The 26806-nt window shown below is 64.9% G+C and carries 25 protein-coding genes; 13 read left to right on the forward strand and 12 right to left on the reverse strand.

What is annotated here, in order from left to right:
- Nucleotides 1-81: 81 nt before the first annotated feature.
- On the forward strand, nucleotides 82-1158 hold the full coding sequence (locus AC1VWL_RS03540) for an SPFH domain-containing protein (RefSeq protein WP_482985781.1): 1077 nt from the start codon (nucleotides 82-84) through the stop codon (nucleotides 1156-1158).
- Nucleotides 1158-2357, forward strand: a complete 1200-nt coding sequence (locus AC1VWL_RS03545; RefSeq protein WP_482985782.1) for a TFIIB-type zinc ribbon-containing protein — start codon at nucleotides 1158-1160, stop codon at nucleotides 2355-2357. Before AC1VWL_RS03540 ends, AC1VWL_RS03545 begins: the two co-directional genes overlap by 1 nt.
- 260 nt (nucleotides 2358-2617) lie before the next feature.
- Here the strand turns inward: AC1VWL_RS03545 and AC1VWL_RS03550 are convergent, their stop codons facing one another.
- Entirely contained in the window at nucleotides 2618-2977 is a 360-nt protein-coding gene (locus tag AC1VWL_RS03550) for a DUF1428 domain-containing protein (protein ID WP_482985783.1), read from the reverse strand.
- Nucleotides 2978-3583: 606 nt separating this feature from the next.
- Between AC1VWL_RS03550 and AC1VWL_RS03555 the strand changes: the two genes are divergently transcribed.
- Nucleotides 3584-4600: a hypothetical protein gene (locus AC1VWL_RS03555; RefSeq protein ID WP_482985784.1), complete on the forward strand. Its 1017-nt coding sequence runs from the start codon at nucleotides 3584-3586 to the stop codon at nucleotides 4598-4600.
- Between the two features lie 480 nt (nucleotides 4601-5080).
- Here AC1VWL_RS03555 and AC1VWL_RS03560 read toward each other — a convergent pair whose 3' ends face one another.
- Nucleotides 5081-5470: a DUF6165 family protein gene (locus AC1VWL_RS03560; RefSeq protein WP_296246945.1), complete on the reverse strand. Its 390-nt coding sequence runs from the start codon at nucleotides 5468-5470 to the stop codon at nucleotides 5081-5083.
- Nucleotides 5471-5600: 130 nt separating this feature from the next.
- Between AC1VWL_RS03560 and AC1VWL_RS03565 the strand changes: the two genes are divergently transcribed.
- The gene (locus tag AC1VWL_RS03565; protein WP_482985785.1) at nucleotides 5601-6005 is read left to right on the forward strand and encodes a hypothetical protein; all 405 of its coding nucleotides are present in this window, start codon (nucleotides 5601-5603) and stop codon (nucleotides 6003-6005) included.
- 127 nt (nucleotides 6006-6132) lie between these two features.
- Here AC1VWL_RS03565 and AC1VWL_RS03570 read toward each other — a convergent pair whose 3' ends face one another.
- Entirely contained in the window at nucleotides 6133-6321 is a 189-nt protein-coding gene (locus tag AC1VWL_RS03570) for a heavy-metal-associated domain-containing protein (protein WP_481615732.1), read from the reverse strand.
- Between the two features lie 131 nt (nucleotides 6322-6452).
- Here AC1VWL_RS03570 and AC1VWL_RS03575 point away from each other — a divergent pair, with 131 nt between their 5' ends.
- From AC1VWL_RS03575 to AC1VWL_RS03590, 4 genes are all read left to right on the forward strand, one after another.
- Complete coding sequence (locus AC1VWL_RS03575; RefSeq protein ID WP_482985786.1) at nucleotides 6453-8945, forward strand: heavy metal translocating P-type ATPase; 2493 nt, start codon at nucleotides 6453-6455, stop codon at nucleotides 8943-8945.
- A 24-nt stretch (nucleotides 8946-8969) separates the two neighbouring features.
- Nucleotides 8970-9425 (forward strand): Cu(I)-responsive transcriptional regulator, encoded by a 456-nt coding sequence (gene cueR / locus AC1VWL_RS03580; RefSeq protein WP_482985787.1) that lies wholly within the window; start codon nucleotides 8970-8972, stop codon nucleotides 9423-9425.
- Nucleotides 9426-9635: 210 nt separating this feature from the next.
- Nucleotides 9636-10211, forward strand: a complete 576-nt coding sequence (locus tag AC1VWL_RS03585) for an OmpO family porin (protein WP_303748602.1) — start codon at nucleotides 9636-9638, stop codon at nucleotides 10209-10211.
- A 312-nt stretch (nucleotides 10212-10523) separates the two neighbouring features.
- Entirely contained in the window at nucleotides 10524-10982 is a 459-nt protein-coding gene (locus tag AC1VWL_RS03590) for a hypothetical protein (protein WP_482985788.1), read from the forward strand.
- 194 nt (nucleotides 10983-11176) lie between these two features.
- Here the strand turns inward: AC1VWL_RS03590 and AC1VWL_RS03595 are convergent, their stop codons facing one another.
- Nucleotides 11177-11647, reverse strand: a complete 471-nt coding sequence (locus AC1VWL_RS03595) for a YehS family protein (RefSeq protein ID WP_481615062.1) — start codon at nucleotides 11645-11647, stop codon at nucleotides 11177-11179.
- Between the two features lie 182 nt (nucleotides 11648-11829).
- Here AC1VWL_RS03595 and AC1VWL_RS03600 point away from each other — a divergent pair, with 182 nt between their 5' ends.
- Nucleotides 11830-12153 (forward strand): DUF6122 family protein, encoded by a 324-nt coding sequence (locus AC1VWL_RS03600; RefSeq protein ID WP_282271453.1) that lies wholly within the window; start codon nucleotides 11830-11832, stop codon nucleotides 12151-12153.
- Between the two features lie 83 nt (nucleotides 12154-12236).
- Here AC1VWL_RS03600 and AC1VWL_RS03605 read toward each other — a convergent pair whose 3' ends face one another.
- The 3 genes from AC1VWL_RS03605 to AC1VWL_RS03615 all read right to left on the reverse strand — a co-directional run bounded on the left by AC1VWL_RS03605 (nucleotide 12237) and on the right by AC1VWL_RS03615 (nucleotide 14540).
- Nucleotides 12237-12695 carry a hypothetical protein gene (locus tag AC1VWL_RS03605; RefSeq protein WP_482985789.1) on the reverse strand — a complete coding sequence of 153 codons (459 nt, stop codon included), beginning with the start codon at nucleotides 12693-12695 and terminating at the stop codon, nucleotides 12237-12239.
- A gap of 108 nt (nucleotides 12696-12803) precedes the next feature.
- On the reverse strand, nucleotides 12804-14015 hold the full coding sequence (locus tag AC1VWL_RS03610; protein WP_482985790.1) for an NAD(P)/FAD-dependent oxidoreductase: 1212 nt from the start codon (nucleotides 14013-14015) through the stop codon (nucleotides 12804-12806).
- Between the two features lie 30 nt (nucleotides 14016-14045).
- Entirely contained in the window at nucleotides 14046-14540 is a 495-nt protein-coding gene (locus tag AC1VWL_RS03615; RefSeq protein ID WP_482985791.1) for a lipocalin family protein, read from the reverse strand.
- 190 nt (nucleotides 14541-14730) lie between these two features.
- Between AC1VWL_RS03615 and AC1VWL_RS03620 the strand changes: the two genes are divergently transcribed.
- Complete coding sequence (locus AC1VWL_RS03620) at nucleotides 14731-14979, forward strand: hypothetical protein (protein ID WP_481615066.1); 249 nt, start codon at nucleotides 14731-14733, stop codon at nucleotides 14977-14979.
- Nucleotides 14980-15142: 163 nt separating this feature from the next.
- Entirely contained in the window at nucleotides 15143-17488 is a 2346-nt protein-coding gene (locus AC1VWL_RS03625; RefSeq protein WP_482985801.1) for a DUF3772 domain-containing protein, read from the forward strand.
- Between the two features lie 149 nt (nucleotides 17489-17637).
- On the opposite strand, the gene AC1VWL_RS03630 is transcribed toward AC1VWL_RS03625, so the two are convergent.
- Both AC1VWL_RS03630 and AC1VWL_RS03635 read right to left on the reverse strand, forming a co-directional pair.
- Nucleotides 17638-19737, reverse strand: a complete 2100-nt coding sequence (locus AC1VWL_RS03630) for a phosphoglycerol transferase I (protein ID WP_482985792.1) — start codon at nucleotides 19735-19737, stop codon at nucleotides 17638-17640.
- A 452-nt stretch (nucleotides 19738-20189) separates the two neighbouring features.
- On the reverse strand, nucleotides 20190-21884 hold the full coding sequence (locus AC1VWL_RS03635) for an ABC1 kinase family protein (protein WP_282271459.1): 1695 nt from the start codon (nucleotides 21882-21884) through the stop codon (nucleotides 20190-20192).
- 144 nt (nucleotides 21885-22028) lie between these two features.
- Between AC1VWL_RS03635 and AC1VWL_RS03640 the strand changes: the two genes are divergently transcribed.
- Complete coding sequence (locus AC1VWL_RS03640; RefSeq protein WP_482985793.1) at nucleotides 22029-22937, forward strand: DUF808 domain-containing protein; 909 nt, start codon at nucleotides 22029-22031, stop codon at nucleotides 22935-22937.
- A gap of 153 nt (nucleotides 22938-23090) precedes the next feature.
- Here the strand turns inward: AC1VWL_RS03640 and AC1VWL_RS03645 are convergent, their stop codons facing one another.
- The 3 genes from AC1VWL_RS03645 to AC1VWL_RS03655 form a co-directional block, all read right to left on the reverse strand.
- Nucleotides 23091-23753 (reverse strand): hypothetical protein, encoded by a 663-nt coding sequence (locus tag AC1VWL_RS03645; RefSeq protein ID WP_482985794.1) that lies wholly within the window; start codon nucleotides 23751-23753, stop codon nucleotides 23091-23093.
- Between the two features lie 4 nt (nucleotides 23754-23757).
- Nucleotides 23758-24294 (reverse strand): RNA polymerase sigma factor, encoded by a 537-nt coding sequence (locus AC1VWL_RS03650; RefSeq protein WP_482985795.1) that lies wholly within the window; start codon nucleotides 24292-24294, stop codon nucleotides 23758-23760.
- A gap of 67 nt (nucleotides 24295-24361) precedes the next feature.
- The gene (locus AC1VWL_RS03655; protein WP_482985796.1) at nucleotides 24362-25903 is read right to left on the reverse strand and encodes a GGDEF domain-containing protein; all 1542 of its coding nucleotides are present in this window, start codon (nucleotides 25901-25903) and stop codon (nucleotides 24362-24364) included.
- Nucleotides 25904-26021: 118 nt separating this feature from the next.
- Here AC1VWL_RS03655 and AC1VWL_RS03660 point away from each other — a divergent pair, with 118 nt between their 5' ends.
- The gene (locus tag AC1VWL_RS03660; RefSeq protein ID WP_482985797.1) at nucleotides 26022-26654 is read left to right on the forward strand and encodes an NAD-dependent epimerase/dehydratase family protein; all 633 of its coding nucleotides are present in this window, start codon (nucleotides 26022-26024) and stop codon (nucleotides 26652-26654) included.
- The last annotated feature ends 152 nt before the right edge of the window (nucleotides 26655-26806 follow it).

The following is a 26806-nucleotide window of genomic DNA, read 5'->3' on the forward strand; positions in this document are numbered from 1 at the left end:
CCACCGCATGTCTGCGCGGCGTCATGCGCACTCTTAACATTCCCGCCGTAGAATCGGAGCCTTGCCGACCAGGGACTGAGCATGAGCATTCTGGACTTCATCAGAAAGGAACTGATCGAGATCATCGAGTGGACCGATGACTCGCGTGACACGCTGTCGTACCGCTGGCCGGATGACGACCGCCAGATCAAGAACGGCGCACAACTGATCGTGCGTGAGTCGCAGATGGTGCAGTTCGTCGCTGCCGGCCAGTACGCCGATCTGTTCGGCCCAGGCAAGCACACGCTGAGCACCCAGAACATCCCGGTGCTGTCCACCATCCTGGGCTGGAAGTACGGCTTCGAATCGCCGTTCAAGTGCGATGTTTACTACCTCAACACGCGCCTGTTCACCGGCAACAAGTGGGGCACCTCCAATCCGGTGATGATGCGCGACGCCGATTTCGGCGTGGTCCGCCTGCGCGCGTTTGGTACCTACGATTTCCGTATCGTCGACCCGCCGAAGTTCCTCAAGGAAGTGGCCGGTACCGACCAGAATTTCCGCCTGGATGAGTTCGCCGACACCATGCGTTCGCGCATCGTCAGCGTGTTCACCGAGGCGCTGGCCAAGGCCGGCGTGCCGGCGCTGGATGTGGCCTCGCGTTACTCGGAACTGGGCGAAGCCTTGCTGCCGATCATCAATCCGGCGATGACCGACAAGTACGGCATCGAGGTCACCAGCTTCATCCTGGAGAACGTGTCGGTGCCGCCGGAAGTGGAACAGGCGATCGACAAGCGTTCCAGCATGGGCGTGATCGGCAACCTCAACGACTACGTGAAGTACCAGATGGGCCACGGCATGGGCGAGGGTGGCGAAGGTGCAGCCGCCGCCGCGGTCCCGGCTCAGATGGCGATGGGCTTCGGCATGGCGCAGGAAATGATGCGCAACATGCAGACCAGCGCGCCGGTGGTGCCGGGTGCTGCTGCGCCGCCGCCGTTGCCGGCTGCCGGTGATGCCGTGGCGCTGGACGTGCTCACCCCCGAACAGGCTGCACAGGCCTTGTCGGTATCGGTCGAGGACGTGATGGCGTCGATCGCTTCAGGTGACCTGAAGGCACGCAAGATCGGCAATGCCACCCGCATCGCCCGCTCGGCACTGGAAGAGTTCCTGCGCGGCTGATGAACAACGCAACAGTTGGCAAACATCCCTGCCCGGAATGCGGCGGGGATCTGCAATGGAATGCCGGCAAGCAAGCCCTGGCCTGTCCCTACTGCGGCACCATCGTGCCGCTGTCGGAGGCAGCGATGGGCGTGGGCGATGGCAGTACCGGCGTGGTCGAGCAGGACCTGCTGGCGGCACTGAAGCGGCTGCAGGACGAGGCGAACCAGCCGCCACCGTTGCCGCCACAGCCGCAGGGCGGTGTGGTCGGCATGCTGCAGAGCATGGCCGCCACCCCGGCCGAGCAACGCGGCTATGGCGCGCAGCCGCGCGAGGTGCAATGCCAGAGTTGTCATGCGATCTCGGTCTTCGTCGACCGCAAGGTGGCCGACCGCTGCGAGTTCTGCGGTTCGCCATCGATCATCGACCATGAGTCGCTGGGCGATGCGATCACCCCGCAGAGCGTGCTGCCGTTCAAGATCAGTGACGGCCAGGTCCGCGACATCATCCGCAAGTGGTATGGCACGCGCTGGTTCGCGCCGAGCAAGCTCAAGCGCGCCGCGCTGACCGATACGCTCAAGGGCATGTATCTGCCGTACTGGACGTTCGACGCGCAGGTCGCCGCGCGTTGGACCGCCGAGGCGGGGTATTACTACTACGTCACCGTCAGTTACCGTGATTCCAAGGGCAATACGCAGACCCGCCAGGAACGGCGTGTGCGCTGGGAACCGGCATCCGGTTCGCTGCAGCATTTCTTCGACGATGAGCTGGTGCCGGGCACGGTAGGCGTGCATCCGGAATTGCTGGGCAAGATCGGCCAGTTCCCGACCACCACCGATTTGAAGCCGTATTCGCCCGAGTTCGTGCGCGGCTGGACGGTGGAGCGTTACCAAGTGGATCTGCGCCAGGCCGCGCGGCAGGGTGAGGAACAGATGCAGACGCAGACCCGCTACCTGTGTTCCGAGCAGGTGCCGGGCGACACCCAGCGCAACCTGCAGGTGCAGGCGACGTACAGCAAGCGCACCTTCAAGCACATCCTGGTGCCGGTGTGGCTGGTCAGCTACACCTATGGCTCGCGCAGCTTCCAGATATTGGCCAACGGCTATACCGGGCAACTGGCGGGTGAGCGTCCGTATAGCGCGTGGAAGATATTCTTCGCGGTGCTTGCGGGTGTGCTCGCCTTGCTGGTGCTGATGTACGTGTTGGGGATGGCGCAGTAACGGCGCAGTTGTCGCCGTCCTCGTTCACCTAGCCCGGGCTGCAACCGCCGGGCTTTCTGGCTTCTGGTTTTTGTAGGAGCGGCGTGAGCCGCGAAGCAGGTACATCATCAGTGGGCATGGACGCTGGTTGCTCAAACGATGTCAGCTTCGCGGCTTACGCCGCTCCTACAAACGCGCAGCGATCGCGCTCGACCATTCTGGCAAGTCTCATGTGTCCGAAGCAGCTGCGCTTGCCCCGGTTACAGAACTGCAATGCTCGCCTAATCGCCCAGATGCAGCACCGGCATGAAGCCGCCATAGATCAAGCGCTTGCCGTCGAATGGCATCGGATTGGTGGCTGGGTCCATGCGTGGGTCTTCCATCATTTTCTGCATGCCGGCATCGCGGGTGGCCTTGTCCGGCCATTCGATCCACGAGAACACCACCGCTTCATCGTCCCTGGCCTGCACGGCGCGGTAGAAGTCGGTCAGGGTCCCGTGTGGCACGTCGTCGGACCAGCATTCGGTCACCCGCAAGGCACCGAACTCGATGAACAGGGCATCGGTAATATGCGCGTGCTCGATGAACCGGGCTTTGTTGGCCAGCGGCACGGCGGCCAGGAAACCATCTACGTAAGACATGTCGGGCCTCGCAGGATGGGCGGCGTGGGGCCGCCTTCGGTGGAACCGCGGTAATGGGTTACATCGATTCTGCGCCGGACAATGTTTCGGTCCTGCAAAAACTCCGTTGCGAGCCGTCCTTGCACGCAGCGGAAGCACGGTTATGTGGCCTGGCGCACAACCGATCGGCGACGAACCGCCAACGGCATTGATATTGATCAGGGTCGGCTGGCGTTGGCCTGCCGACAATGGCCTTGCTTCGGGTAAGGCAGGGAACATGAACCAGCTTCAGGAAGTCGATTCGCGAGCCAGCCCGGCTCCGTGCCACCGCATCCGTACCAGCAGGCGTGGTGACAGGGGGCGAGGGGGCAGGAGAGGGGTCAATGAATGCCCGTCGCTGCCGTTATGGGGAAGCACCCCGTTCAAAGCCTGCATCGGCACGCTGCTGGCGCCAGAAAGCCCCCGTTGTGAAACCTTGCTTCGCCGGCGCCGCACCCGTGGTCTCGGTGAGCGCTGGGCGGCTGGATGAGGCGGCCTGCTTGCCTGGCAGCCGCGCAGGAACGGCCGCCAGTTATTTACCCGAAAGATCGCATACCGCCAGCATTGGCTGGCACCAGGAGAGTAGTGATGCAGTTTGTTTCCCGTAATGCACTGGCCGCCGCGCTGGCTGCACTGTGCCTGCCGGCCGTGGCCTGGGCCCAGGATGCAGCGCCCGCCACCAAGGTGTCGGCGCAGATCTTCGTCAACGCCAGCCAGCTGGATCGTGATGGCGTGGTCACCGACGATGAAGGCCTGGCGCTGGATCTGAAGCGCACCTTCATCACCGTCGATCATCGCTTCAACCAGCACTGGACGGCGCAGGTCACCACCGACGTGCAGTGGCTGCGCAACAGCGACCCCACCGACGTGTGGCTGCGCCATGCCTACCTGCAGCGCAGCTTCGGCAAGGGCAACTGGCTGCGGTTGGGCAACGCGCCGCTGCCGTGGATCCAGCAGGAGTCGGCGCGTGATGGTTATCGCTATGTCGATGGTGCCCTGATCACCCGCAGCAAGATGGGCAATGCGGCTGACTACGGCGTGCATGGCCAGTACACCCGTGGTGACTTCACCTACGCCGCTTCGGTGGTCACCGGTGGTGGTTACCAGAAGCCGCGCCTGGGCAATCGCCCGGACGTGGAGGCGCGGGTAGGTTGGGCGCCGGCCAAGGGAGTTGAGCTGGCGCTGGGCGGCTACCGTGGCACCCGTGCGCTGGATGCGGGTGACATGCCGCGGCAACACACCGCGCAGCGCTGGAACGCGATGGCCAGCTGGGTCGGCGAGCGTGGCCGGATCGGCGCGCAGTACTTCCGTGCCGAGGACTGGACCCGGGTGGTCAAGCCGGGCAGCGACGACCAGCGCGGCTGGTCGGTGTGGGGCAGTTACCAGTTGAACCCGCAGTACGCAGTGTTCACCCGCCACGAAGAAACCCGGATGAGCCTGGACATCGATCCGCGTACCCGCGAGCGGTATCACATGGTCGGTGTGGAATGGAAACCGAACAAGCACCTGCGTCTGGCGGCGGTGGGCAAGCAGCTGAGGCAGGAGACGGCGAAGAAGTCGCTGGAAAGCCATGAAGCCGGCTTGTGGGCGCAGATAGCGTTCTAAGCACTTTGCGCTGAACCTCCGACGAGGCTGGCGTTGCTCCTCCCCTTTGGCGTAGCCAAGGGGGAGGTTGGGAGGGGGTTGGCTTTTGCTTGAGGCTTTGAGGTTGCCGCTGAGAGCACCCCTCCCCAACCCTCCCCTTCGCTGCGCGAATGGGAGGGGGCTTGGCTGCTTGCGTGGCCGGGAGCGCTTGGCTCCTCCCCTTTGGCGTAAGCCAAGGGGGAGGTTGGGAGGGGGTTGGCTTTTGCTTGAAGCTTTGTGGTTGCTGCGAAGAGCACCCCTCCCCAACCCTCCCCTTCGCTGCGCGAAAGGGAGGGGGCGTGGCTGCTTGCGTGGCCGGGAGCGCTTGGCTCCTCCCCTTTGGCGTAAGCCAAGGGGGAGGTTGGGAGGGGGTTGGTTTTTGCTTGAGGCTTTGAGGTTGTTGCGAAGAGCACCCCTCCCCAACCCTCCCCTTCGCTGCGCGAAAGGGAGGGAGCAGGGTGCTTACTCGCCCTGGTACTGCTTCTCTTCAACCAGCGCCGAACCGGCAACGCGGTTGATCTCGTTCTTGACCACGATGCGCTCGCCATTGGTGCCGTACACGCCGCGCGCCAGGGTGATGAACTCCGCACCGAAATCCTGCGCCGCTTCCTTCTCGCGCAGGCGGTCCTGGATCTCCCACATGCGCTCGTTGATGGCCTTGAGCTGGTCCTTGAGCGCGCTCAGCGACGGGCGCGCTTCCTGCTGCGACAGCCACAGCGGCCACAGGCCCTGCAGCTCGGTGCGCACGTTGGCCAGCTTGGCGGTATCCGTGATGCGCTCGGCCTTGATCTCGAGGATGGTGATCTTGTCGATCAGTTCGCCAATCGATACCGGGGTGAGTAGGGTCTGCACGTTGTGGCCGCCGTTGATTCGTGTAATGCGGCAATGATAGCGCCCCGCCAAAGGTTGCCAATGAACCCGTATTGGCGTTCGGGCAGCGGCGATGCGCACAATGCGGGCCCATCCCGATCAGGACTTGCCGATGCTGCTGCGTTCTTTCGCCACCGTTGTATTGATGCTGGGCGCTGCCGGCGCACACGGCGCCGAGGGCCTGCAGGGCGCCTGGCAACTGCAGGCCGGGGAGTTCATCAACCCGGAAGGGAAGGTCGTGGACTACGCCAGCCAGAAGCTGGCCGGCACCAAGGTATTGGCCGATGGCCGTTTTGCCTTCACCACCACCAGCGATGGCAAGTTCTGGGCCGGCGGCTCAGGCACGTATCGCAGTGCTGACGGGCACTATGTGGAAACGCCGTTGATGGCGTCGTATCCATTGGAGAACGGCGGCAGCTACAGCTTCCGCTACACCCTGGAAGGCGATGTGTGGACGCTGGAGCGCTGGGACGGCGAGCGCCGGGTTGAGCGCGAAGTGTGGAAGCGCGCGCGCTGAGTGAGCGTCAGGTTTGTAGGAGCGGCGTCAGCCGCGAAGCCGGGAGTCCATGACAACCCGGCAATGCCTCGATCTGGTAATTCGTCAGCTTCGCGGCTGACACCGCTCCTACAACGGCAGATCGGCGTTACTTCGCCGGGAAGCCCACGTCTTCCAGTGCCTTGGTGAAGTTCTCCACTGGCTGGCTGGACTCGATCTTCACATTCCTGCCTGGCAGGTCGATGTCGACCGTGGCGGCCGGGTCTACATCCTTGATGGCGGCCGTCACGCTGCGTGCGCAGCCGCCGCAGGTCATGCTTTCGATATGCAGTTTCATGGGGTTTCTCCGTTGGGCTGGAGCCAGCATGAAGCTTGCCATGATGGCAAGGTCAAGCGATAAAGAACGCTTGACCCTCCCATCGTTGGAAGCTTTAAGGTGCCTCCAACAATAGAAATGGAGACGTGCCGATGAGCAGCATCGCCAGTCCGGGCAAGCACAAGACCGGGCCTGCTACCGAAGATCTGATGATCGAGGGCATGACCTGCGCCTCCTGCGTGGGCCGGGTCGAGCGTGCGCTGAAGGCCATCCCCGGGGTCAGCCAGGCCAGCGTCAATCTGGCCACTGAACGTGCCAGCGTGCAGACCGACGGCAGCGTGCCGCGCGAGGCGCTGGTGCAGGCCATACACAAGGCCGGCTACGAGGTCTCCGCCCCCGCCGCGCAGGAGCTGCTGATCGAAGGCATGACCTGTGCTTCCTGCGTGGGCCGCGTCGAGCGCGCGCTGAAGGCGGTGCCGGGCGTGCAGTCGGCCAGCGTCAACCTGGCCACGGAGCGCGCCAGCGTGCAGGGCAGCGCCGCCCCGGCCGCGCTGTTGGCGGCGATCGAAAAGGCCGGCTATACGGCCAGTGTGATCGGCAGCGCCGGCAGCAATGAGGATCAGCAGGCGCAACGGCATGCTGATGACCTGCGCGTGCTCAAGCGCGATCTGTGGATAGCCGCAGCGCTGAGCCTGCCGGTGTTCCTGCTGGAAATGGGCGGGCACCTGATCCCGGCCTTCCATCACTTCATCGCCGGCACGCTGGGCACCCAGAACAGCTGGCTGCTGCAGTTCGTGCTGGCCACGCTGGTGCTGGTGTTCCCTGGTCGCCGTTTCTACCAGAAGGGCATCCCGGCCCTGCTGCGCGCAGCGCCGGACATGAACTCGCTGGTCGCGGTCGGCACGCTGGCGGCGTACGGCTACTCACTGGTTGCGACCTTCCTGCCGCGGTTGCTGCCGGCCGGCACCGTCAACGTTTACTACGAGGCCGCCGCGGTCATCGTCACCTTGATCCTGCTTGGTCGCATGTTGGAGGCCAAGGCCAAGGGCCGCACCTCCGAGGCGATCAAGCGCCTGCTCAAGCTGCAGGCCAAGACCGCGCGGGTGCGTCGCGATGGCAGCGTGGTCGAGCTGCCGCTGGAACAGATCGCCAGTGGCGACGTGATCGAAGTGCGCCCGGGCGAGCGCATCGCGGTGGATGGTGAGGTTGTCGACGGCGACAGCTATGTCGATGAATCGATGATCAGCGGCGAGCCGGTGCCGGTGCAGAAGGCGCCGGGTAGCACTGTCATTGGCGGCACCGTCAACCAGACCGGTGCGCTCGGCGTGCGTGCCACCGCCGTCGGCGGCGCAACGGTGCTGGCGCAGATCATCCACCTGGTGGAGCAGGCGCAGAGCGCCAAGCTGCCGATCCAGGCGCTGGTTGATCGCATCACCCTGGTGTTCGTGCCGATCGTTATGGGCCTGGCCTTGTTGACCTTCGCGGTGTGGCTGATCTTCGGCCCCGAGCCGGCGCTGACCTTTGGTCTGGTCAATGCGGTGGCGGTGCTGATCATCGCCTGCCCGTGTGCGATGGGGCTGGCGACGCCGACCTCGATCATGGTCGGCACCGGCCGTGGCGCCGAGTTGGGCGTGCTGTTCCGCAAGGGCGAGGCGCTGCAGCTGTTGAAGGAAGCGCAGGTGGTGGCGGTGGACAAGACCGGCACCCTGACCGAAGGCCGTCCGCTGTTGACCGATCTTCAGCTGGCCGAAGGCTTCCAGCGCAGCGAGGTGCTGGCACGCGTGGCGGCAGTGGAAGACCGCTCGGAGCACCCGATTGCTCGCGCCATCGTCACTGCCGCACAGCAGGAAAACCTGCAGTTGCCGGCCGTGGATGCCTTCGAATCGGTGACCGGCTACGGCGTGCGTGCGAACGTGGACGGCGTGCGCGTGGAAGTGGGCGCGGATCGTTTCATGCAGAAGCTCGGCCTGGATGTGGCGGTGTTTGCCGCCGATGCGCAGCGTCTGGGTGAAGAGGGCAAGAGCCCGCTGTACGCAGCGCTGGATGGCCGCCTGGCGGCGATCATCGCAGTCTCCGACCCGATCAAGTCCGATACCCGCGCCGCCATCGCCAGCCTGCATGCGCTGGGCCTGAAGGTAGCGATGATCACCGGCGACAACCGTCGCACCGCTGAAGCCATCGCGCGCCAGCTCGGCATCGATGAAGTGGTTGCCGAAGTGCTGCCGGAAGGCAAGGTCGATGCGGTACGCCGGCTCAAGGTCGAGCACGGGCGGCTGGCCTATGTCGGAGATGGCATCAACGACGCACCTGCCTTGGCCGAAGCCGATGTCGGCCTGGCGATCGGCACCGGCACCGATGTGGCGATCGAGGCGGCCGATGTGGTGTTGATGTCCGGCAGCCTGCAGGGCGTGCCCAATGCCATCGCGCTGAGCAAGGCGACGATGGGCAATATCCGCCAGAACCTGTTCTGGGCCTTCGTCTACAACGCGGCCTTGATTCCGGTCGCGGCCGGCGTGTTGTATCCGGTCTGGGGCATCCTGTTGTCGCCGGTGTTCGCGGCCGGTGCGATGGCGCTGTCATCGGTGTTCGTACTCGGCAATGCGTTGCGCCTGAAGCGCTTCCGTGCCCCACAGATGGACGCCTGAGGAGTGATGACGATGGAAGAGGGCATGAACATCGGCCAGGCCGCCAAGGCCTCCGGCATCTCCGCCAAGATGATCCGCTACTACGAGGACATCGGCCTGATCGGGCCGGTGGCACGTACCGACGCCGGCTACCGCCTGTACGCACCGCGTGACATCCATACGCTGGGTTTCATCAAGCGCTCGCGTGACATGGGTTTCAGCGTGGAGCGTATCGGCGAACTGCTGGAGCTGTGGCGCGACCGCTCGCGGCACAGCGCCGATGTGAAGCGCATGGCGCTGGAGCACGTGCAGATACTGCAGCAGCGCATCGCCGAGCTGCAGGGCATGGTGCAGACCGTGCAGGCGCTGGCCAATTGCTGCGCCGGTGACGACCGCCCGGATTGCCCCATCCTGCGTGATATCGAGACCGGCGTGCCGCTGCACGACGCCGCATTGCCAACCACATTTGGCGGCGTCTCCGCAGGCAAACGCGCACGCTGATTATTGCGTGCAATTGCGAAAATGAACGGGATGCAAAGTGCGCGCGCGCCGCGCGTGCCAGAAAACGCCTGAATAAAAGCCAAAAATCGGCGTTTTATTGCAGGCGTGGTTTCAGGGTTTGTTGGGGCGTCTAACGGAAAACTTACATCCGGACGCAGACAGCTGTTTGCTGTCGTGCCATCAAGCTCAGTAATGCAGAGGTAGTACCCCATGAAGACTTCGTTGATTGCCCTGGCGCTGGTTGCCGCCCTCCCGTTCGCCGCTTCGGCCGCTGACGGCCTGTCCTACAACTATGCTGAAGCCGATTACGCCAAGACCTCGGCCGACGGCAAGGCTGAAGGTTGGGGCGTAAAGGGCTCCTACGGGTTCCTGCCGAATTTCCACGCTTTCGGTGAATACACCCGCCAGGAAATCTCGCACACCAACCTTGATATCGAGCAGTGGCGCGTTGGCGCCGGCTTCAACAAGGAAATCGCGCCGACCACCGATTTCGTTGCTCGTGCGGCTTACGAAAAGTACGACGAGAAGTTTGCCCAGGGCCTGGACTTCAACGGCTACAGCGCTGAAGCCGGCATCCGCACCGCATTCGGCAAGCACGCCGAGGTCTATGCCATGGCTGGCTACGAAGACTTCAGCAAGAAGCACGGCATCAGCCCGGAAGGTGACTTCTACGGCCGTCTTGGTGGCCAGGTGAAGTTGAACCAGAACTGGGGCATCAATGGCGACATCAAGATGTTCAACAACGGTGACAAGCAGTGGACCGTCGGTCCGCGCTTCAGCTGGTAAGACGTACTGGCGCCTTGGCGTCATGTAGCGAAGGAGGGCCCGGCTATGCCGGGCCTTTTCTTTTGGGTTCTTGCTGTTGTTCGAGATTTTTCGCTGGAAGCCTCCCCTCACCCCAACCCCTCTCCCGCACGCGGGAGAGGGGCTAGTGGACTAGCAGCCGACGTGATCCGAGCCCCTCTCCCGCATGCGGGAGAGGGGTTGGGGTGAGGGGAAGCTCCTGGCAAGCAAACCCAAAAGCAAGTCTGTAACACCACTGCAACCAAACTGCAGCAAAGTGCGCCTCAACCGGCATCGGCCGGAAGGACCATGAGAATGAAAACCCGCCTGCTGCTCGCCGCGATGCTGTTGTCGACAACCCCACTGGCCTGGAGCCAGCAACGCGACTACCTGCCGCTGGAGCAGCGCCTGAGCGCCGAACAGCTGCAGCAGGTCGGCTTGAGTGCGCAGCAGCTGCAGCTGCTCAATCGCATGCTCAGCGAAGCAGCGCCATCACCGGCACCAGTGGCCGCCACGCCCACGCCGGCCCCCATGCAGATCGGCCTGGAAGAAGGGCCGGTGCACAGCAGCGTGCAGGGAACGGTGGAGGGCTGGGAACCGGGTACGGTGTTTGTGCTGGCCAATGGCCAGCAATGGAAGGTGCTCAAAGGCCAGATGCGCCTTCGCGCTGCCTTGCAGTCACCGGAAATCGAAGTGATCCCGGGCATCGCCGGGCGCTGGTTCCTGCAGGTGGACGAAGACCTGCCGAAGGCGCGGGTTTACCGCATCCTGTAAACGGTCAGACCGCGCGGGCGTTGCAGCTTTTGCAGCTTTTGTGGGAGGGGGTTAAGCCGCGAAGCCACAGTTGTTTCCGAAGCAGCGGACAACGCCATATCGGCCGAAGAGAATCTCCGGCGCAGATGCATTGTCAGCTTCGCGGCTTACGCCGCTCCCACAAGGGAGCTGTCGCTCCCACATCCCACAGTCGCTTACGCCGGACGCACGCGCTGGGTCAGGCCCTTGAGGAAGTTGCGCAGAGCCTGGTCGCCGCATTCGCGGTAATTCTTGTGGTCCGGCTGGCGGAACAGTGCCGACAGCTCCGGCTTGGACATCGGGAAGCCAGCGGCCTCGAAGATCGCATGCATGTCCACGTCCTTCAGCTCGAAGGCCACGCGCAGCTTCTTCAGCACGATGTTGTTGGTGATGCGCTTTTCCGGCGGACGCTGCGGCTGCGATTCATCGCGGCCACGGTAGTGGTAGATCAGACCGTCCAGGAAGCGTGCCAATACCGAATCCGGGCAGGCTTCAAACAACGGCTCGTCGTCCTTGCGCAGGAAGTCGTGCACCTGGGCCGCATCCACTTCAAAGCTGGAATCGGCCAGGTGAATGGTGTCCACCACCATGCTGTCGCTGAGGTCGAGCATGTAGCGGATGCTGCGCAGTACGTCGTTGTTGATCATTGCCACTCCGGAACCACCGCGGCGGGGATGCCGGCGGGGGCATAGTGTAACGCCGCACCGGCTGGGCTCCGGCCTACAATCGGGGCTGGTTCAGCAAAGTCCGCGCGTATGCAGGTTCCCGCAGTTGTCCCCGTCAGGCCCGCCAGGGCTGGTTTTGCCGTGTTGCCGCTGGCGGCACGGCAATGAGTTCACGCGCGATCCTGCACCTGTGCCTGCATGTGGCGGTGCCGGCCTTGCTGGCCTGGCTGTTCTGGCGGCCGCAGTTCGGCAAGGCCTGGCTATTGCTGCTGCTGGGCTGGGTGATCGACCTGGACCACCTGCTGGCCGACCCGATCTATGCCCCCAACCGCTGCAGCATCGGCTTCCACCCGCTGCATACCGCGCCTGCCATCGTGCTGTACGCGGGTTTGACCCTGCCCAAGCGGACCCGCCTGTTCGGCATCGGCCTGCTGGTGCATATCGCGCTGGATGCGCTGGATTGCCTGTGGATGCACGCCGGCCGCTAAGTGGGCGCCTGTGGACGGGCTTGCCACCCGCTGGAACCAGGGAACGGCGGGCTCAGTAGCCGCCAGGAGCAGCAGGGGCGGGCTTACCAGCCGCCCCAGGGGCCGGGGCCAAAACCCGGGCCAGGGCCGTAGCCATAGGGGCCGGGGCCTTCGCTCTTGCTCATATGGATGTTCAGGTTCACCCGACGGCTCTCGCCCTCGTCGGTGTTGTAGTTCTTGCCCAGGTTCAGGTCCACGGCCTGCCAATTGCTGTTGCCGTAGGCCTTGGAATAGCCGATGCCGGCGCTGACCGCGCCATGCACCTGCAGCTTGTCGTCCACTACCTCGGCGCCTGGACTGTTGTCCTTCTTGGCCAGGCCGCGACCGCTGTGGTCGCCGTAATAGGTGCCTGGCGCATCGCCCTTGTAGATATCGCCCAGGTAGCGCAGCGGTGCCTGCGGCACGCTCAGGTCCAGCCCGCCCGCAGTGCTGGCGGCATCGTCCTGCGCCATGGCCAGGGCAGGTGCCAACAACAGGACGGCGATCAGGGATGTGCGGATCATGTTGCGGGTGCTCCGGTACGGGGACCACGCCGTGCTGGCGGGCAACATGGACGCTAACAGAAAAGCGTTGAACGATGGCTGTCGATCACCGTCGCTGCAGGGGAACTTTCAGGCCAGGCGCTGGAAGGAGAACAACTCCGCCAAGCGATGCGGCCGGCGCTCGATGGCGGCGCGGATCAGGCCGGCACCCAGCATCGAATAGGTGATGCCATTGCCGCCGTAGGCCATGGCGAAATGCACGCGCGGTCCCCATTGCGGGTGCGGGCCGAAGAAGGGCAGGCCGTCCTCGGTCTCGGCAAAGGTGCCTGCCCAGGCGAAGGTCGGGGTCATCGCCAGTTGCGGGAACAGTTTGCCGACCTTTGTTGCCAGTCGTTGCGCCTTGCGATCCACCTGCGCATCGCGGCGCAGCGGCAGGTCGATGGCATCGTCCTCGCCGCCGACCAGCAGACGCTGGTCGGCGGTGGTGCGCAGGTAGAGATAGGGGCGGGCGGTCTCCCACAGCAAGGTGTCGCGCAGTTGCGCCAGCGCATCCGCCGGCAACGGGTCGGTGACGAACGCATAGCTGCTGCGGTTGCGTGCAACGCGTTGGCGCAACCACTGCTGGGCCGCGTAGCCGGTGGCCACCACGAGATGTTTGCACTCGATGCGCAGGCCATCGGCGGTGCGCAGCTGCACCTGCCGGGTGCTGGTCTCCACCGCGTCGATGCGGCAGCGGTCATGGACCTGCGCACCCCGTGCAAGCAACCGGATCAGCAGCCGGTAGCTCATGCGGTAAGGGTCCATGCTTGCGGCCGGTGTGCTGAGAATCGCGCCGGGCGCGTTGAAGCCGAACTCGTCGGCAACGCCCGCGGCGTCCAGCCAGTCCACCGCGAAGCCATGCCGGCTACGCAGTTCGAATTCTTCCAGCAGCGGCCCCAGGTGGCGGCGCCGGCTGGCGTAATACAGGCTGCGCGCGTTGCGGAAATCGACGTCGTCCACCTGCGCGGCCAACACCCGCAATGCTTCGATGGCCTGCTCGCAGGCACGGTAGGCCAGCACTGCTGCCTCCAGTCCATGACGCTTGGCGAGCTCGCGCAGGGGCGTGTCGATCTCGTATTGCAGCAGCGCGGTGCTGGCCGCAGTGGAACCCCAGCCGATATCACGCTGCTCGATGACCGCGACTTCATGGCCATGCTGCACCAGCTCATCGGCGATCAGCGCGGCGGTGATGCCACCGCCAACCACCACCACCTCGCAGCGCAGATCCTGCTGCAACGGCGCGAAGGCATGCATCAGGCCGTTCTTGATGGCCCAGAACGGGTAGCCACTCTTCAGGTCCATGCGCGCCTCCGTTCGCCGCTGCAGCGGTTGTCAGCCGGTCGGGTGGCCGGTATGCGGGGTGTGGATCAAGGGTTTGGTGTCAAAGCCCTGCTGTTGTGCATAGGCGATGTAATGGTCACGGGTGGTGGCATCCATCCGCGGCAGGCGCGCCAGCAGCCACAGGTATTTGCGGTCGGGGCTGCCCACCAGAGCGGTGGTATAGGCCGAGTCCAGCTGCATGATCCAGTAGTCGCCCTTGGTGAAGGGAATCCAGCGCAGGCCCTCGGGCAGGAAGCTGACTTCCAGCTTGCTGTTGCTGTCATCGATTGCAGTTGCCTGGCCGATCGATTCTTCCAGTTTGCCGTCATGCAGGCAGCGGTTCTGCACGCGCACGCTGCCGTCTTCGTTGAGCGAGTAATGGGCGCTGATGTCGGTGGCATCCTCGGGTTCGTGGCGCATTGGCAGGCGCGCCACTTCATACCAGGTGCCCAGGTAGCGCTGCAGGTCCACGTGCGGAATGGTTGCCAGGGAGGAGTGTTGCGTCATGGTTGACCTCTTCGGCGGTGGCGCGGGGTGCCGCGCCGGGGCAACAGCTATAGGCCACTGCCGGTTAAGGGATTGTGCCCGGTGGGTTGATTCGCCATTCACTGAATCGCCGCCATCGACGGCGGCGTTTCTTCGCGCCGGGAAAATCCGGCTGCGCTAGGCTGGTGTCGTCCGAAAACAGGAGTCCTCCATGTTTGTCGTGATCCTGCTCATGGGGCAGAACCGCTACGCACGCGAGCGCTGGGAGCAGTTGCCGGAGGTGGTCGAGTACGAGGGGCTGGGTTTCACCCTGCGTGCCGGCCCGCGCCAGCCGCAAGCCACCACGCAGGTGTGGGAGCCGGTGGCGATCTACGCGCCGCATGCCTTGACCGAGGATGAGTTCAAGGAAATCTACGAGCTCAACCGCCACCACATCGTCGAGCTGTCGCTCGAGTACTGAAGAGTGGGCACGGTTTTGCAGGATGTGAACGCGCACTGACATATAGTTCCCGGCAGGCGCGGTGGTCCGCGCGATCCGGTGTCCTGCCTTGCTTGCCCAACGCTTTCTGCATCCGCTGCGCGCGCTGTTGTTTGTCCTGCTGGTTGGCCTGGCTGCCGGCAATATGGCCTGGGCCGCGCCTGATGGTGCGGCGGCTGACAGCAGTCCGCAGACCCGCATAGAACAGGCCTCGCGCGCAGTTGCGGCGGTCAAACGTGCGGTCAATGACGCCGACGCGCCGGAAACCCTGAAAACCCTGGCCGAGCGTGCCACCCAGGCGCAGCGCGAGGCCGAGGCCAGCGTCGCCGCGCTGCAACCGGAACTGACCCAGCTCGATGCCCGCATCGAGCAGCTCGGGCCGGCACCAGAGGGCGGGGAAGAGTCGGGTATCGCCCGCCAGCGCAAGCTGCTGGACCAGCAACGCAGCCAGATCGATGCCGACATCAAGCGCGGCAAGCTGCTGGCCGAGGAGGCCAAGCAGGCCAACGAGGCCATCGAGAAGATGCGTGCCCAGCAGTTTGGCGAGCAGATGGGTCGCAAGGTGGCTTCGCCACTGTCGCCGGCGCTGTGGCGCGAGTTTGGTGCGCATGTGCCTGACGATCTCGCCCGCTTCCGGTCGCTGTACCGGCAAGCCCACGATGCCCTGCTGAAGGCAGCCCGCAAGCAGGGCTGGGGCATGCCGCTGCTGGGCGCTTCGCTGGCCTTGTTGATGCTGTTCCCGTTGCGGATCTGGTTGCGCCACCTTGGCCGCCGCTATGCCGCTTCCGAGCGCGCCCCGGACGGACGCCTGCGTCGCACCGGTCTTGCGGTGTGGCTGCTGCTGGTCGGCACCCTGCTGCCCGGGCTGGCGGCCACGGTACTGGTGGCCAGCCTGCGGGCAATCGATGCGATCGCGCCGCGCTTGGAATCGGTGGCCGACATGTTCGTCGTCGCCACCTTCGTGGCGGCCTTCATCGGTGCGGTGGCGGCCAGCCTGCTGGTGCCGTCGCGGCCGACCTGGCGCCTGCTGGACATCGATGATGTCGCCGCCGCCCGCCTGCGGCGTTTTGCCTGGGGTGCGGCCAGCCTGACCTGGCTGACCATGCTGCTGCGCGACGTCAATCGCGCGGCGCGCACCTCGGCGGTGGGCACGGTGACCCTGGATGGCCTGATCGCACTGACCTACGTGGTGTTGATCATGAGCATGCTGGCGACCTTGGCCGGCTTGCACCGGCGCCGCGCCGCACAGGCAGCACAGGCCGAAGCAGAGAACACCAGCAGCGGCCGCTCGCCGCGTGCACCGCGCAGTGGCTGGCTGATCGTGGCGCGCCTGGGCGGCTACCTGAGCATCTTCGCCGCGCTGGTGGCGACCTTGCTCGGCTACCTCAACTTCGCCATGTTCACTGCCCAGCAGATGGTCTGGGGCACGGTGATCGTGCTGGCGACGACGTTGCTGACCCGCTTCGCCGACGACTTCGCGTTGTGGCTGCTGGCACCGGACAGTGCCGCCGGGCGCATGCTGCGGCTGTCGACCGGCTTGTCCTCCAATCGCCTGGAACAGGCCGGCGTATTGCTGTCGGCCACGTCACGGCTCGCGCTGGTGATGCTGGGCATCACCGCCTTTGTTGCACCGTTCGGCAACGTCAGCGCCCTGTATGGCTGGCTGGAGCGCCTGTCGGCCGGCATCAAGATCGGCGGCAACCTGCTGACGCCGGCCTCGATCATCAGCGCGGTGCTGGTGCTGGTATTGGGCCTGGCGCTGATGCGGGTGGTGCAGCGTTGGCTTGTGGATACCTATCTGCCCAAGACCGACCTGGATATCGGTGCACGCAATTCGATCAGTACCGTTGCCCACTATCTCGGCATCGTGCTGGCTGCGCTGTGGGCGCTGGCCGCGCTGGGCATTGGCTTTGAAAAGGTGGCCTTGCTGGCCAGCGCCTTGTCGGTGGGTATTGGTTTTGGTCTGCAGGCGATCACCCAGAACTTCGTCTCCGGCCTGATCCTGCTGGCCGAACGCCCGGTGAAGATCGGTGACTGGATCAAGATCGGTGACCAGGAGGGCGATATCCGCCGCATCTCGGTGCGTTCGACCGAGATCCAGGTGGGCGATCGTTCCACGCTGATCGTGCCCAACTCGGAGCTGATCACCAAGACCATCCGCAACATGACCATGGCCAATGCGCTGGGCCGCATCCAGGTGCAGTTCTCGGTGCCGCTGGGCACCGACATGGGCAAGCTGCGGACCTTGCTGCTGGGGATCTACGCGGCCAACGAAACGGTGCTGATCGATCCGGCGCCGTCGTTCTTCATTGATTCGATCAGTGGTGGACAGGTGGCGGTGAACAGCTTTGCCTATGTGTCATCGTCGCGCAGTGTATACGGCACCCGCAGTGACGTGCTGTTCGCTTTGCTGGAGCAGAGTGCTGCCGCCGGCATCGCCCTGGTCACCCCGACCGACATCCACCTGGTGCGCGATCCGCCCGAGGCCTAGGTAGTGCCGAGCCGTGCTCGGCAGGGGCTTTACCGGTGATCTGTAGGAGCGGCGTAAGCCGCGAAGCTATTGATCCATTGGATTGCGACTGCAATGGCGATTGCAACATCGCCAGCTTCGCGGCTCATGCCGCTCCTACAAGAGCTTGATCACGACCTCGGATGATCGCTGGTCGGCACCAGCGCATAGTCGTCGACGGCCAACTGCTCGGCGTGATTGAGCCAGGCGCGGATCTCCAGATCATCAATTTCCTGGTTCACGCCCAGCGGCATGCGGATGCGGCCTTCGCTATCGGGCTGTACCCATTGCTGGGCCACCACCACGTTGCGCTTTGATGCCACCGCTTCCACCCAGAAGCCGCGCTGCGGGCGCTGTGCGGCATACAGCTCCAGTACGTATTGGCCGGGACTGGTGTGGCGCGGCTGGCGGCTGATCATGCGTGATTGACGCACGCTCGGGCGTGGCCCGCTGAACGCCTGCAAGGGCGCATCCACAGCGATGCCACGGCGCAGCTGCGCATCGCGGTACAGGCGCATGCCCTGATCGCTGTCCAGCAGCAAGGCGCACCATTGGCCATCGGCCGAGCCATCTTCAAACGCGGTGCAGCGATCGACATAGGCCAGGCGATGTTGCGGATCGGCCTCCTCGAACTTGCGTGACGTGTTCTCCAGGTACACGGATTTCAGGTCCCACTGCTGGTCGTATTCCAGCAATACAGGTGGCTGCACCTTCTGTACGCCGACCAGTACCTGGTCGTCATCCAGTCGCAGCATGCGGGTCTGTTCACCCAGCCACAGCGAGCGTGCGAATGCGCTATAGCGCGCGTAGGTCCTCGTATCACCGCTGGTGGCCGCTACGCTGGCACTGGCCGCGGGTGTCGGCTTCAACAGCGAGCGGCCAAAGCCGATCGCATCGATCGCCGGATCCAGCAGCTGCAGCGCGGTAGCACCCGAGTCCAGCGTGGTGCCCGCCTGCGCAACGATCTGCCGCGGCTGCAGCTTGTTGCCGAGGAACAGCAGCAGGTTCTCGCGCTTCTGCTTCTCCAGCACATGGCTCAGGTCATTGGGCATGGCCAGATGATCCGAGGCCACCACCACCAGCGTGTTGTCGGCGAACGCGCTGCTGCGGATGCGATCAACCAGACGCGAGATCAAGCGATCACTGCACTTGAGCGCATTGAGCAGGCCGATATTGCCGTGTGCGCTGCGGTAGCGCGTGTTCTTGCAGGCAACCGGCAGATGCCCGGCCGGGTGGTGGGTGTCCATGGTCAAGGCGGTCAGCATGAACGGCTGGCCGCTCGCCGAGAGCTCGAGGAACCGCTCGTAGGCACGTTCCAGCAGCACGTCATCGTGCACGCCCCAATTGGAGAAATGGCGTTTGGCGATGTTCTGCTGCTGGAACCATTCCAGATCGCGCACGTCGTCAAAGCCGTGCGAGTTGAGGAAGTCGGCCTTGGCGGCGAACTGCCCGTTGGCGCCACCCATGTAGTGGTTGCTATAGCCCTGCTGCTTCAGGTAATCGCCGAGGCAGAAGGCTTCGGGCAGGAAGCGGCCCATCCGGCCCATGCTGTTTTCGTCGCCCTGCGCGGTGGTCAGCGGCACGCCACACATGGAGGACACCAGACCGGCGATGGTCCAGCCACTGCCGTCGGCCGAGGCGATGTTGCGGAAATCCAGGCCTTCGCCCGCAAGTCGGGTCAGGTTGGGCATCAAGCCGGGGAAGACGTCTTCGTTGACATAGGTGCGTTCCAGACTCTCGCCGTAGATCCAGACGATGTTCGGCCGCTGCGCCAACGCCTTCGATGGCAACTGGTATTCCGGTGCTACCGCGCTGTAGTCCACTGGCTGCATCTGCTGATAGATGCGCTTGCCGTCGGTGTACAACGGGCTGAGCAGCAGTGTTGTCAGTAGCAGTGCGGCGAAGCCGCCGAACACTGCCACGCCATGGCGTGGGCGCTGCAGGCGACGCACGCGCAGCAACAGCAGCGGGGTCAGCGAGATGATCACCAGGCCGATGAAGCCGATGATGTAGGCGCTGAAGTCGCCAACGCCGGCGCCTTCCATGTCGCTGCGCAGGTGGTACAGCGTGGCCGAGTTGATGCCATCGCCGCTGAGTTTGTCGATCAGCCACCAGCTGCTCAGTGCCAACAACAGCAGCGATAGAAGACCTGCCTTCACGCGGGCCAGGGTGGGTGACAACATCAACAATACAAACAGTGCTGCCAGAGACAGCCAGATGATCCAATGCATGCGGTCACGTGGGTAGCGGAGACAGGGGCGACGGCCTAGGCCGTCATCGCTCTACACACTGTTGTTTCAGTGTCGTGGCAGAAGCATCTGGATCTTGCCTGCCGTAACCTGACTGAAATGTTGGGACGGCGCAGCTGCATTCATCATCAGTTGCGCGCTATGTGCTGTACGTCGAAAGCTGTGAGTTGTGGTGAGAGAGTGTGCTTTTGGCCTGATTTCAGCGGTTGGAGACTTCTGTTGTCGCTTCTCAAGCTGCAATTGGATTGTTCATGCACCCACGTAGCCCGGGTAAGCGCAGCGCACCCGGGGCAGGGAATGATCGAAGGGAGATGACCTGCGCTTGTCTGCGCCCGTTCAAGGCAAGCGCGCATCACACTGCTGTTGTATTGCTGCATGCACCCTGTGCTCCCGGGTGCACTGTGCTCACCCGGGCTACGGTGATACCGCCGTGCTCAGCGGTGTCCGCGCTCTTCGCGTGCCCGTGCCCTTGTGCGGCGATCGAACAGCAGTGAGCTGACAATCAGTCCAAGGCCGATGATCACGCCGAGCAGGAACAGCAGCATCGCAAAGGCCGGGTAGCCGAACAGCGTCCAGCGTGTCGGCACGCGCATCAACAACGTCGAGGACAACAGCAAGGCAGCGGTGATAAGGCCAGCAGCAATGCGGTTGGCCACTTTCTGGATGTTCTCCATCAGCCGCGATTCGTCCAGGCCGGTGACCTTCATCTGCAGCCGGTTCTCGGCCAGCACGCTGAGGATGTCGGACATGCGGCGCGGCCCGTTGCGCAGCAGCTGCTGCAGCTCCATCGCCTCACTGGCGAGGTTGGCCGCCGAGAACGACTTGCGGAAATGTGCGCGCATCACATGCTGCAGCTGCCGTTCGACAACCTTGCGGGTTTGCATCTCCGGCGCCAGGAAACGGCACACGCCTTCCAGATTGAGCAGCGCCTTGCCGAGCAGGCTCAGCTCCGGTGGCGTGCGCAGGTTGCTGGAGGTGGCGATGCGCACGATCTCCAGCACCACATGGCCTTCGGACAAGGTGCCATTGGCAGCGTAGCGGGCAATCATCTGCCCGGTCTCGCGCAGATAGCGCTCCTCGTCGTAGTCCTCCAGTCGGGTACTGATGCCGATGATCTCGTCGGCCACTTCCTCGCCACGGCCATCCACTGCGGCGAACAATACCTTCAGCAGGCGCTGGCGCAGCCGTGGCGGCACATGCGCGACCATGCCCAGGTCGAAGATCGCCAGCCGGCCTTCGGGGGTGACGCGCAGATTGCCGGGATGCGGATCGGCATGGATTTCGCCATGCACGAAGATCTGGTCCAGATAGCCGCGTACGAGTGCGGCGGCCAGCGGCACCATTGACTGCTCGGTGCGGCGCACCGGTGGGATCGCATCCACCCGCACGCCCTGCACCAGTTCCATGGTCAGCACGCGGCGTCCACACAGGTCCCACACCGGTTGCGGTATCCACAGTTCGGGGTACGGTGCCAGATGCTGGCCGAAACGCGCCAGGTTGGCGGCCTCGGCCTCGTAGTCCAGCTCCATGCGCAGGGTCTTGGCGAACTCGCCAAGCCAGTCGGAGAAGCGCACCTTGCGGCCGACCCGGGTCAGGTGATCGGCGGCAGTGGCGAAGCTGCGCAGCACACCGATATCCGAACGCAGCTGGGCGGCGACATCGGGCTTCTGAACCTTGATGGCAACCTGGCGGCCATCGTGCAGTTCGGCCTGGTGGACCTGGGCGATGGAGGCGCTGCCCAGCGGCTGCGGGTCGAACCAGGCAAACAGCTTGCTGACCGGCGCGCCCAACTCGTCCTCGATCACCGCGCGGATCTGTTCCACTGGGATCGGCGCGACTTTTTCCTGCATGCGTTCCAGCGCGGCCACGTATTCGGGCGGGATCATGTCCGGGCGGGTCGACAGCACCTGGCCAAGTTTGACGAAGGTGGTGCCCAGCGCTTCCAGATCAGCGACGAACTGGGTGGGATTGCCGGCGGCCGGTGGCCGGCCCAGGCGCGGGATTTCGCCATCCAGCGAGATGCCGGAGAACACCCCCGAACTGCGGTAGCGCAGCAGCAGCCGCACGATCTGCTGGCGTCGGCTGTTGCCGCCGACGGTGGTCGGGTTGTCGCTGTTGGTCGGGTCCATCAAGCGGGGGTCTTCCTGGCGGCCGAAGCTGCAGTGTGGCCGCAGCCGGGTTGCCGGTGGGTGAATACGTGGTCCCATGCCCCGATCCAGCCGCGAATGAGTGAGAATCCTCCCTTCCCCTGTCTCATGACCTTACGGTGACCCATGGCTGGAGCCAGCCTGTTTGCCCTGCTCGACGATATTGCCGCGTTGCTGGATGACGTCTCCATCCTCACCAAGGTCGCCGCCAAGAAGACCGCCGGTGTGCTCGGTGATGATCTGGCCTTGAACGCGCAGCAGGTAACCGGCGTCACTGCCAACCGTGAGTTGCCGGTGGTGTGGGCGGTGGCCAAGGGCTCAATGGTCAACAAGGCGATCCTGGTGCCGGCGGCCTTGGCGATCAGTGCATGGCTGCCGTGGGCGATCACCCCGCTGATGATGATCGGCGGTGCCTTCCTCTGCTACGAAGGCGTGGAGAAGCTGGCGCACAAGTTCCTGCATTCCAAGGAAGAGGACGAGGCGCACAAGGCCGAGCGCCTGAAGGCCATGGCCGATGAGAAGGTGGATCTGGTCGCGTTCGAGAAGGACAAGATCAAGGGCGCGGTGCGTACCGATTTCATCCTGTCGGCGGAGATCATCGTGCTGTCGTTGGGGGTGGTATCGAACCATCCGTTTGCACAGCAGGTAGCGACCCTGATCGTGATCGCGCTGGGCATGACAGTGTTCGTCTATGGCCTGGTCGCCGGCATCGTCAAGCTCGACGATATCGGCGCCTGGTTGCTGGACAAGGGCCGCGCGCTGGCGGCGCTTGGACGCGGTCTGCTGTATGCCACGCCATGGTTGATGCGCGGCCTGTCGATTGCCGGCACCGCAGCGATGTTCCTGGTTGGCGGCGGCATTCTGGTGCACGCGATTCCGCCACTGCACCACTTCGTGGTCGGGCTGGCACCGGCCAATCTGGAGTGGCTGGCCAACGCACTGGGCAGCATGGTGGTGGGCATCATCATCGGCGCGGTGGTGCTGACCGCGGTGACCATGATCCAGCGTTTGCGTGGGGCGAAAGCCGCGCATTGATGCCGGCATTCCTGCCTTGATTGTGGGAGCGGCCTCAGCCGCGAAGCAGGCAATCCATCAGATGTCTGTCATGCCGGCACTATTGCTGATGCCTGAAGCATTCCCTGCTTCGCGGCTGAGGCCGCTCCCACAAAACAGCAACACCGCTGCAGTTCACTGCAGGCCCTGCTGCAACTCCCGCAACTGCTGCTGCGCGCGGGCCAACGATTGCCCGGACAGGCTGTCCAGCAAGCGTTGCAGGCGATGACTGGCCGGCAAGCGTTGCATCGCCCAGCGTGCGGCCGCGACGCTAGCCAGCATCACCACCACGCCGAAGCCCAAAGTGCTGAGGAACCACGCTGGCGCCATCGCGTACAGGTCCAGTCCCAGCCACTGCACGCACAGGCATTGCAGCGCCAGCAGCCATAGGCAGAACCACGGCAGGCCCAGGCCAAGCTCGCTGAGCGCGGTGAAGCGGCGCAGCCGCGCCAGCCGTTGCTGCTGGATCAACACTGGTGCCCCGGCCGCATCTGCGTGCAGCGCCAACAAGGCGCGGGTCACCGATACCCAGATCGCGGCGATGCCGTAGATATGCATGGCCAGCCCGCTTAGCAGCAGATGCGGCATCTGACGGTGCTCCACCCAGAAGCTGGCCGCCAGCACGGTCACCACGATCCATACCAGCAGCCAAGCCAGTTGCAGGGCGCTGAACCAGCGCAGGCGGCGCCGCACGCCGGCCTGGCGCGGCTGCTGCCATGCCTGCAGCGCCAGCACTTCCAGCTGGTCGATACGTTGCGCCTGCTGTGCCCAGGCGGCCTTGAGTTCGTCGAGTTCCATGAGGTCAGCCTCGCGTGGTGTCGGTGGGGGCGAACTGGCTGCGCAGTTGCTGGCGCAGCCGGTGCAGGCGGGTGGCGGTGTTGCTGGCGCTGATGCCCAGCACATCGCCTATTTCACGGTGGCTGCAGTCGTCCAGGTGCAGCAACAGCAAGGCGCGATCCAGTGCCGGCAAGCGATGTATCAGCTGGTTGAGCTGGGCCAGGCTGGCGTTGTCCTCGGCGTTGTCGGCGATGCTGGCCAGGTCGTCTTCCAGCGCCGCGTCGCTGTGGTATTGCCGGCGCAGCTCGCGGCTGCGCAGCTGTGAAATGGCGGTGTTCAAGGCGATGCGGTACAGCCAGGTGCTGAACTGCGCGCGCTGTGGATCAAAGGCCGCGAAGGCGCGCCAGGCCTGGGTGCTGATTTCCTGGATCAGGTCGCTGCGGTCGTCGCGCTGCGCGCAATAGCCGCGCGCGACCTTGAGCACGATGCCCTGGTGCTGGGCCAGCAACTGGGCAAAGCGCTGTTGCAGCTCGGCGATGGGGGTGGTCGCGGTGATGTCCATGCCTTGGTGATTCGCACCAGCGCAGCAAATATCACAGCCGTGAGCCGATTGTCGTTGCGCTCGCCGCTCAGGCGGCGGGCAGGACCTGGTTGCGGCCAACGCGCTTGGCCGCATACAAAGCCTGGTCGGCGCGCTGCAGCAGGCCCTGCAGGGCTTCGCCGGGCTGGGCCTGGGCGACACCAGCGCTGAAACGCACCTGCACACGCTGTTCTTCATGCAGGAAGGGGCGCTGCGCCAGCTGCTGCTGCAGCTGCTGCAGGGTCTCCAGCGCTGCAGCGCGGTTGAGGCCGGGCAGCACCAGTACGAATTCGTCGCCGCCGAGGCGGGCGATGCAGTCGCGGCCGCGCAGGCGCTGCTGGGTCACCGCCACCAGATGACGCAGGGCCTGATCGCCGCCGGCGTGACCGTGCTGGGCATTGGTCTGGCCGAAGTGGTCCAGATCGATCATGGCCAGGCTCAGGGGGGCGCTGTGGTCGGCCAGCAACTCGCTGAGTTGCTGCTCCAGGCCGCGGCGGTTGAGGGCGCCAGTCAGCGGGTCGGTGCGCAGCTGGCTGCCGGCTTCCTCAAGCTCGCGTTCCAGCTGCTGCACGCGCTGCTCGGCGGCCTTGGCCTCGGCGCGGGCATTGGCCAGATGGTCGCGCGCGCGTGCGGCCTGTGCCTGTACCCGGGCGGTGTCCTGCAGCACGTCCTGCAGCAGCTGGGTCAGGTCGGAGATGCTGCGGGTCTGGCGTACGGCAATGGAATAGCTGGCGATGCGATCGTGGAATTCGCCGGTTTCGGTGACCATGCCGTCCACCTGCGTCACGAAGTCCACCATCAGGTCCTTCATCGCCTGCTTGGATTGATCGATGCCCTCGCGCAGCAGCCCTTGCCGGTAGATCACTTCGCGCAGGTCGTTGCGGGTCTGCTCCAGCGAGTTGGCGTCCAGTGGCCCGGCCAGCAGTTGCCGGATCGAGCGGATCTGGCCCTGCAGCCAGCTGTCGCCATCGAGCAGTTCGGAGATGTTCTCCAGCAGCATGTCGAACAGGTTGAGCAGCAGGTCGCGCTGTTCCTGCAGGCTGCTGCTGCGCACGCCGACCTGGTGGCAAAGCTCGCGCAGATGGATGGCCACCGGCTGCAAGGGTTGGCCGCTTCGCCAGGTGCGCAGTTCCTCGCCCATGCGCTGGGCCTGCTGTTCGAGCTCGGGCGACTGCTGCATCAGGCTGGCCAGCACGGCGCCGAGGGTGTCGCGCAGCATGTCGCGCAGCTGCTCGGCCTGGCTGTTGCTGGTGTGGGAGGCTTCCAACTCGACGGTGCGGATGTACTTGTCGATCAACTGCCGCAGCAGGCGGCCGTAGCGCTCCCAATCCTGTTCGGCGTGTGCGCTGTGCAGGCGCTGGCCCATGTCGCCGAGTTCACCGGGCAGGGTGCACATGCCCTGGGCGAAGGCCGCCAACACCGGTTCCGGTGCGTTGGCGCCAATGAAAAGGCGCTGCAGCATCGCCATGCCACCGCCCCCGTTGGCTACGACCTCGACCGCTGCAGCCGCCTGTGGCGCGGTGCGCCGGGACAGGATGCGGCCCAGCCCGCTGCTGCGGGAAGCGGAGGAGTCGTCGGGGCTGTCGGCCATTGCGCAGGGGTCCGGGCGGGTTGCGGCGGCGCCTGTGCGCAGCCGGAGGTGGTGTCCAAGCCCCATTATCGGCAAGGTAGCAGCCGGCTTGAATGGCAGCCGATCACAGGAGCACATCATGCGGGTATTGCTGGCTGGCGCGACCGGACTGGTCGGGGCGCAGGTATTGCAGCGCTTGCTGTCCGACCCACGCTGCAGTGGCGTGGTGGCGCCGACCCGGCGCGCGCTGGCGCGCACCGACCCCAGGCTGCTCAATCCGGTGCTGGATTTCGCTGGGTTGGCGGCGGTGGCGTCGGGCTGGCAGGTAGATGCGGTGGTCTGTGCACTGGGCTCGACGATGAAGCAGGCCGGCTCGCGCGAGGCCTTCCGGCAGATCGACCATGGCTATCCCTTGGCGATCGCGCAGGCGGTACGGGCCAACGGCTGCGAGGTGTTTGCGCTGAATTCGGCGGCCGGTGCCAATCCGCGTTCGCTGGTGTTCTATAGCCGGGTCAAGGGCGAGCTGGAGCAGGATCTTCGCGCGCTGGGGTTTGCTTCATTGACCTTGGTACGCCCGGGCCTGATTGGTGGCGACCGCGCCGAGCGGCGTGCCGGCGAGCATCTGGCCAGCGTGGTGCTGGGGGCGCTGGCGCCGGTGCTGCCGCGGGCATGGCGGATCAATCCGGCCACGCGGATTGCCGACGCCTTGGTGCAGGCGGTATTGGACCCACAGCCGGGCGTGCAGGTGGTTGGGCCGGCGGAGTTGGTGTGAGTTCTGGTTGAGCGTGCTTGGTTTGTGGGAGCGGGGGGGGGGGGGGGGCGCGGGGGGGGGGGTGTGTTGGGGTTTTGAGGGGGGTGGGGGGCGCGCACACCGGGGGGGGGGGGGGGGGCCGGGGCGGGGGGGGGCGGCGCCAGCCCCGGGCC

The organism is Stenotrophomonas sp. STEN063, from assembly GCF_056854515.1.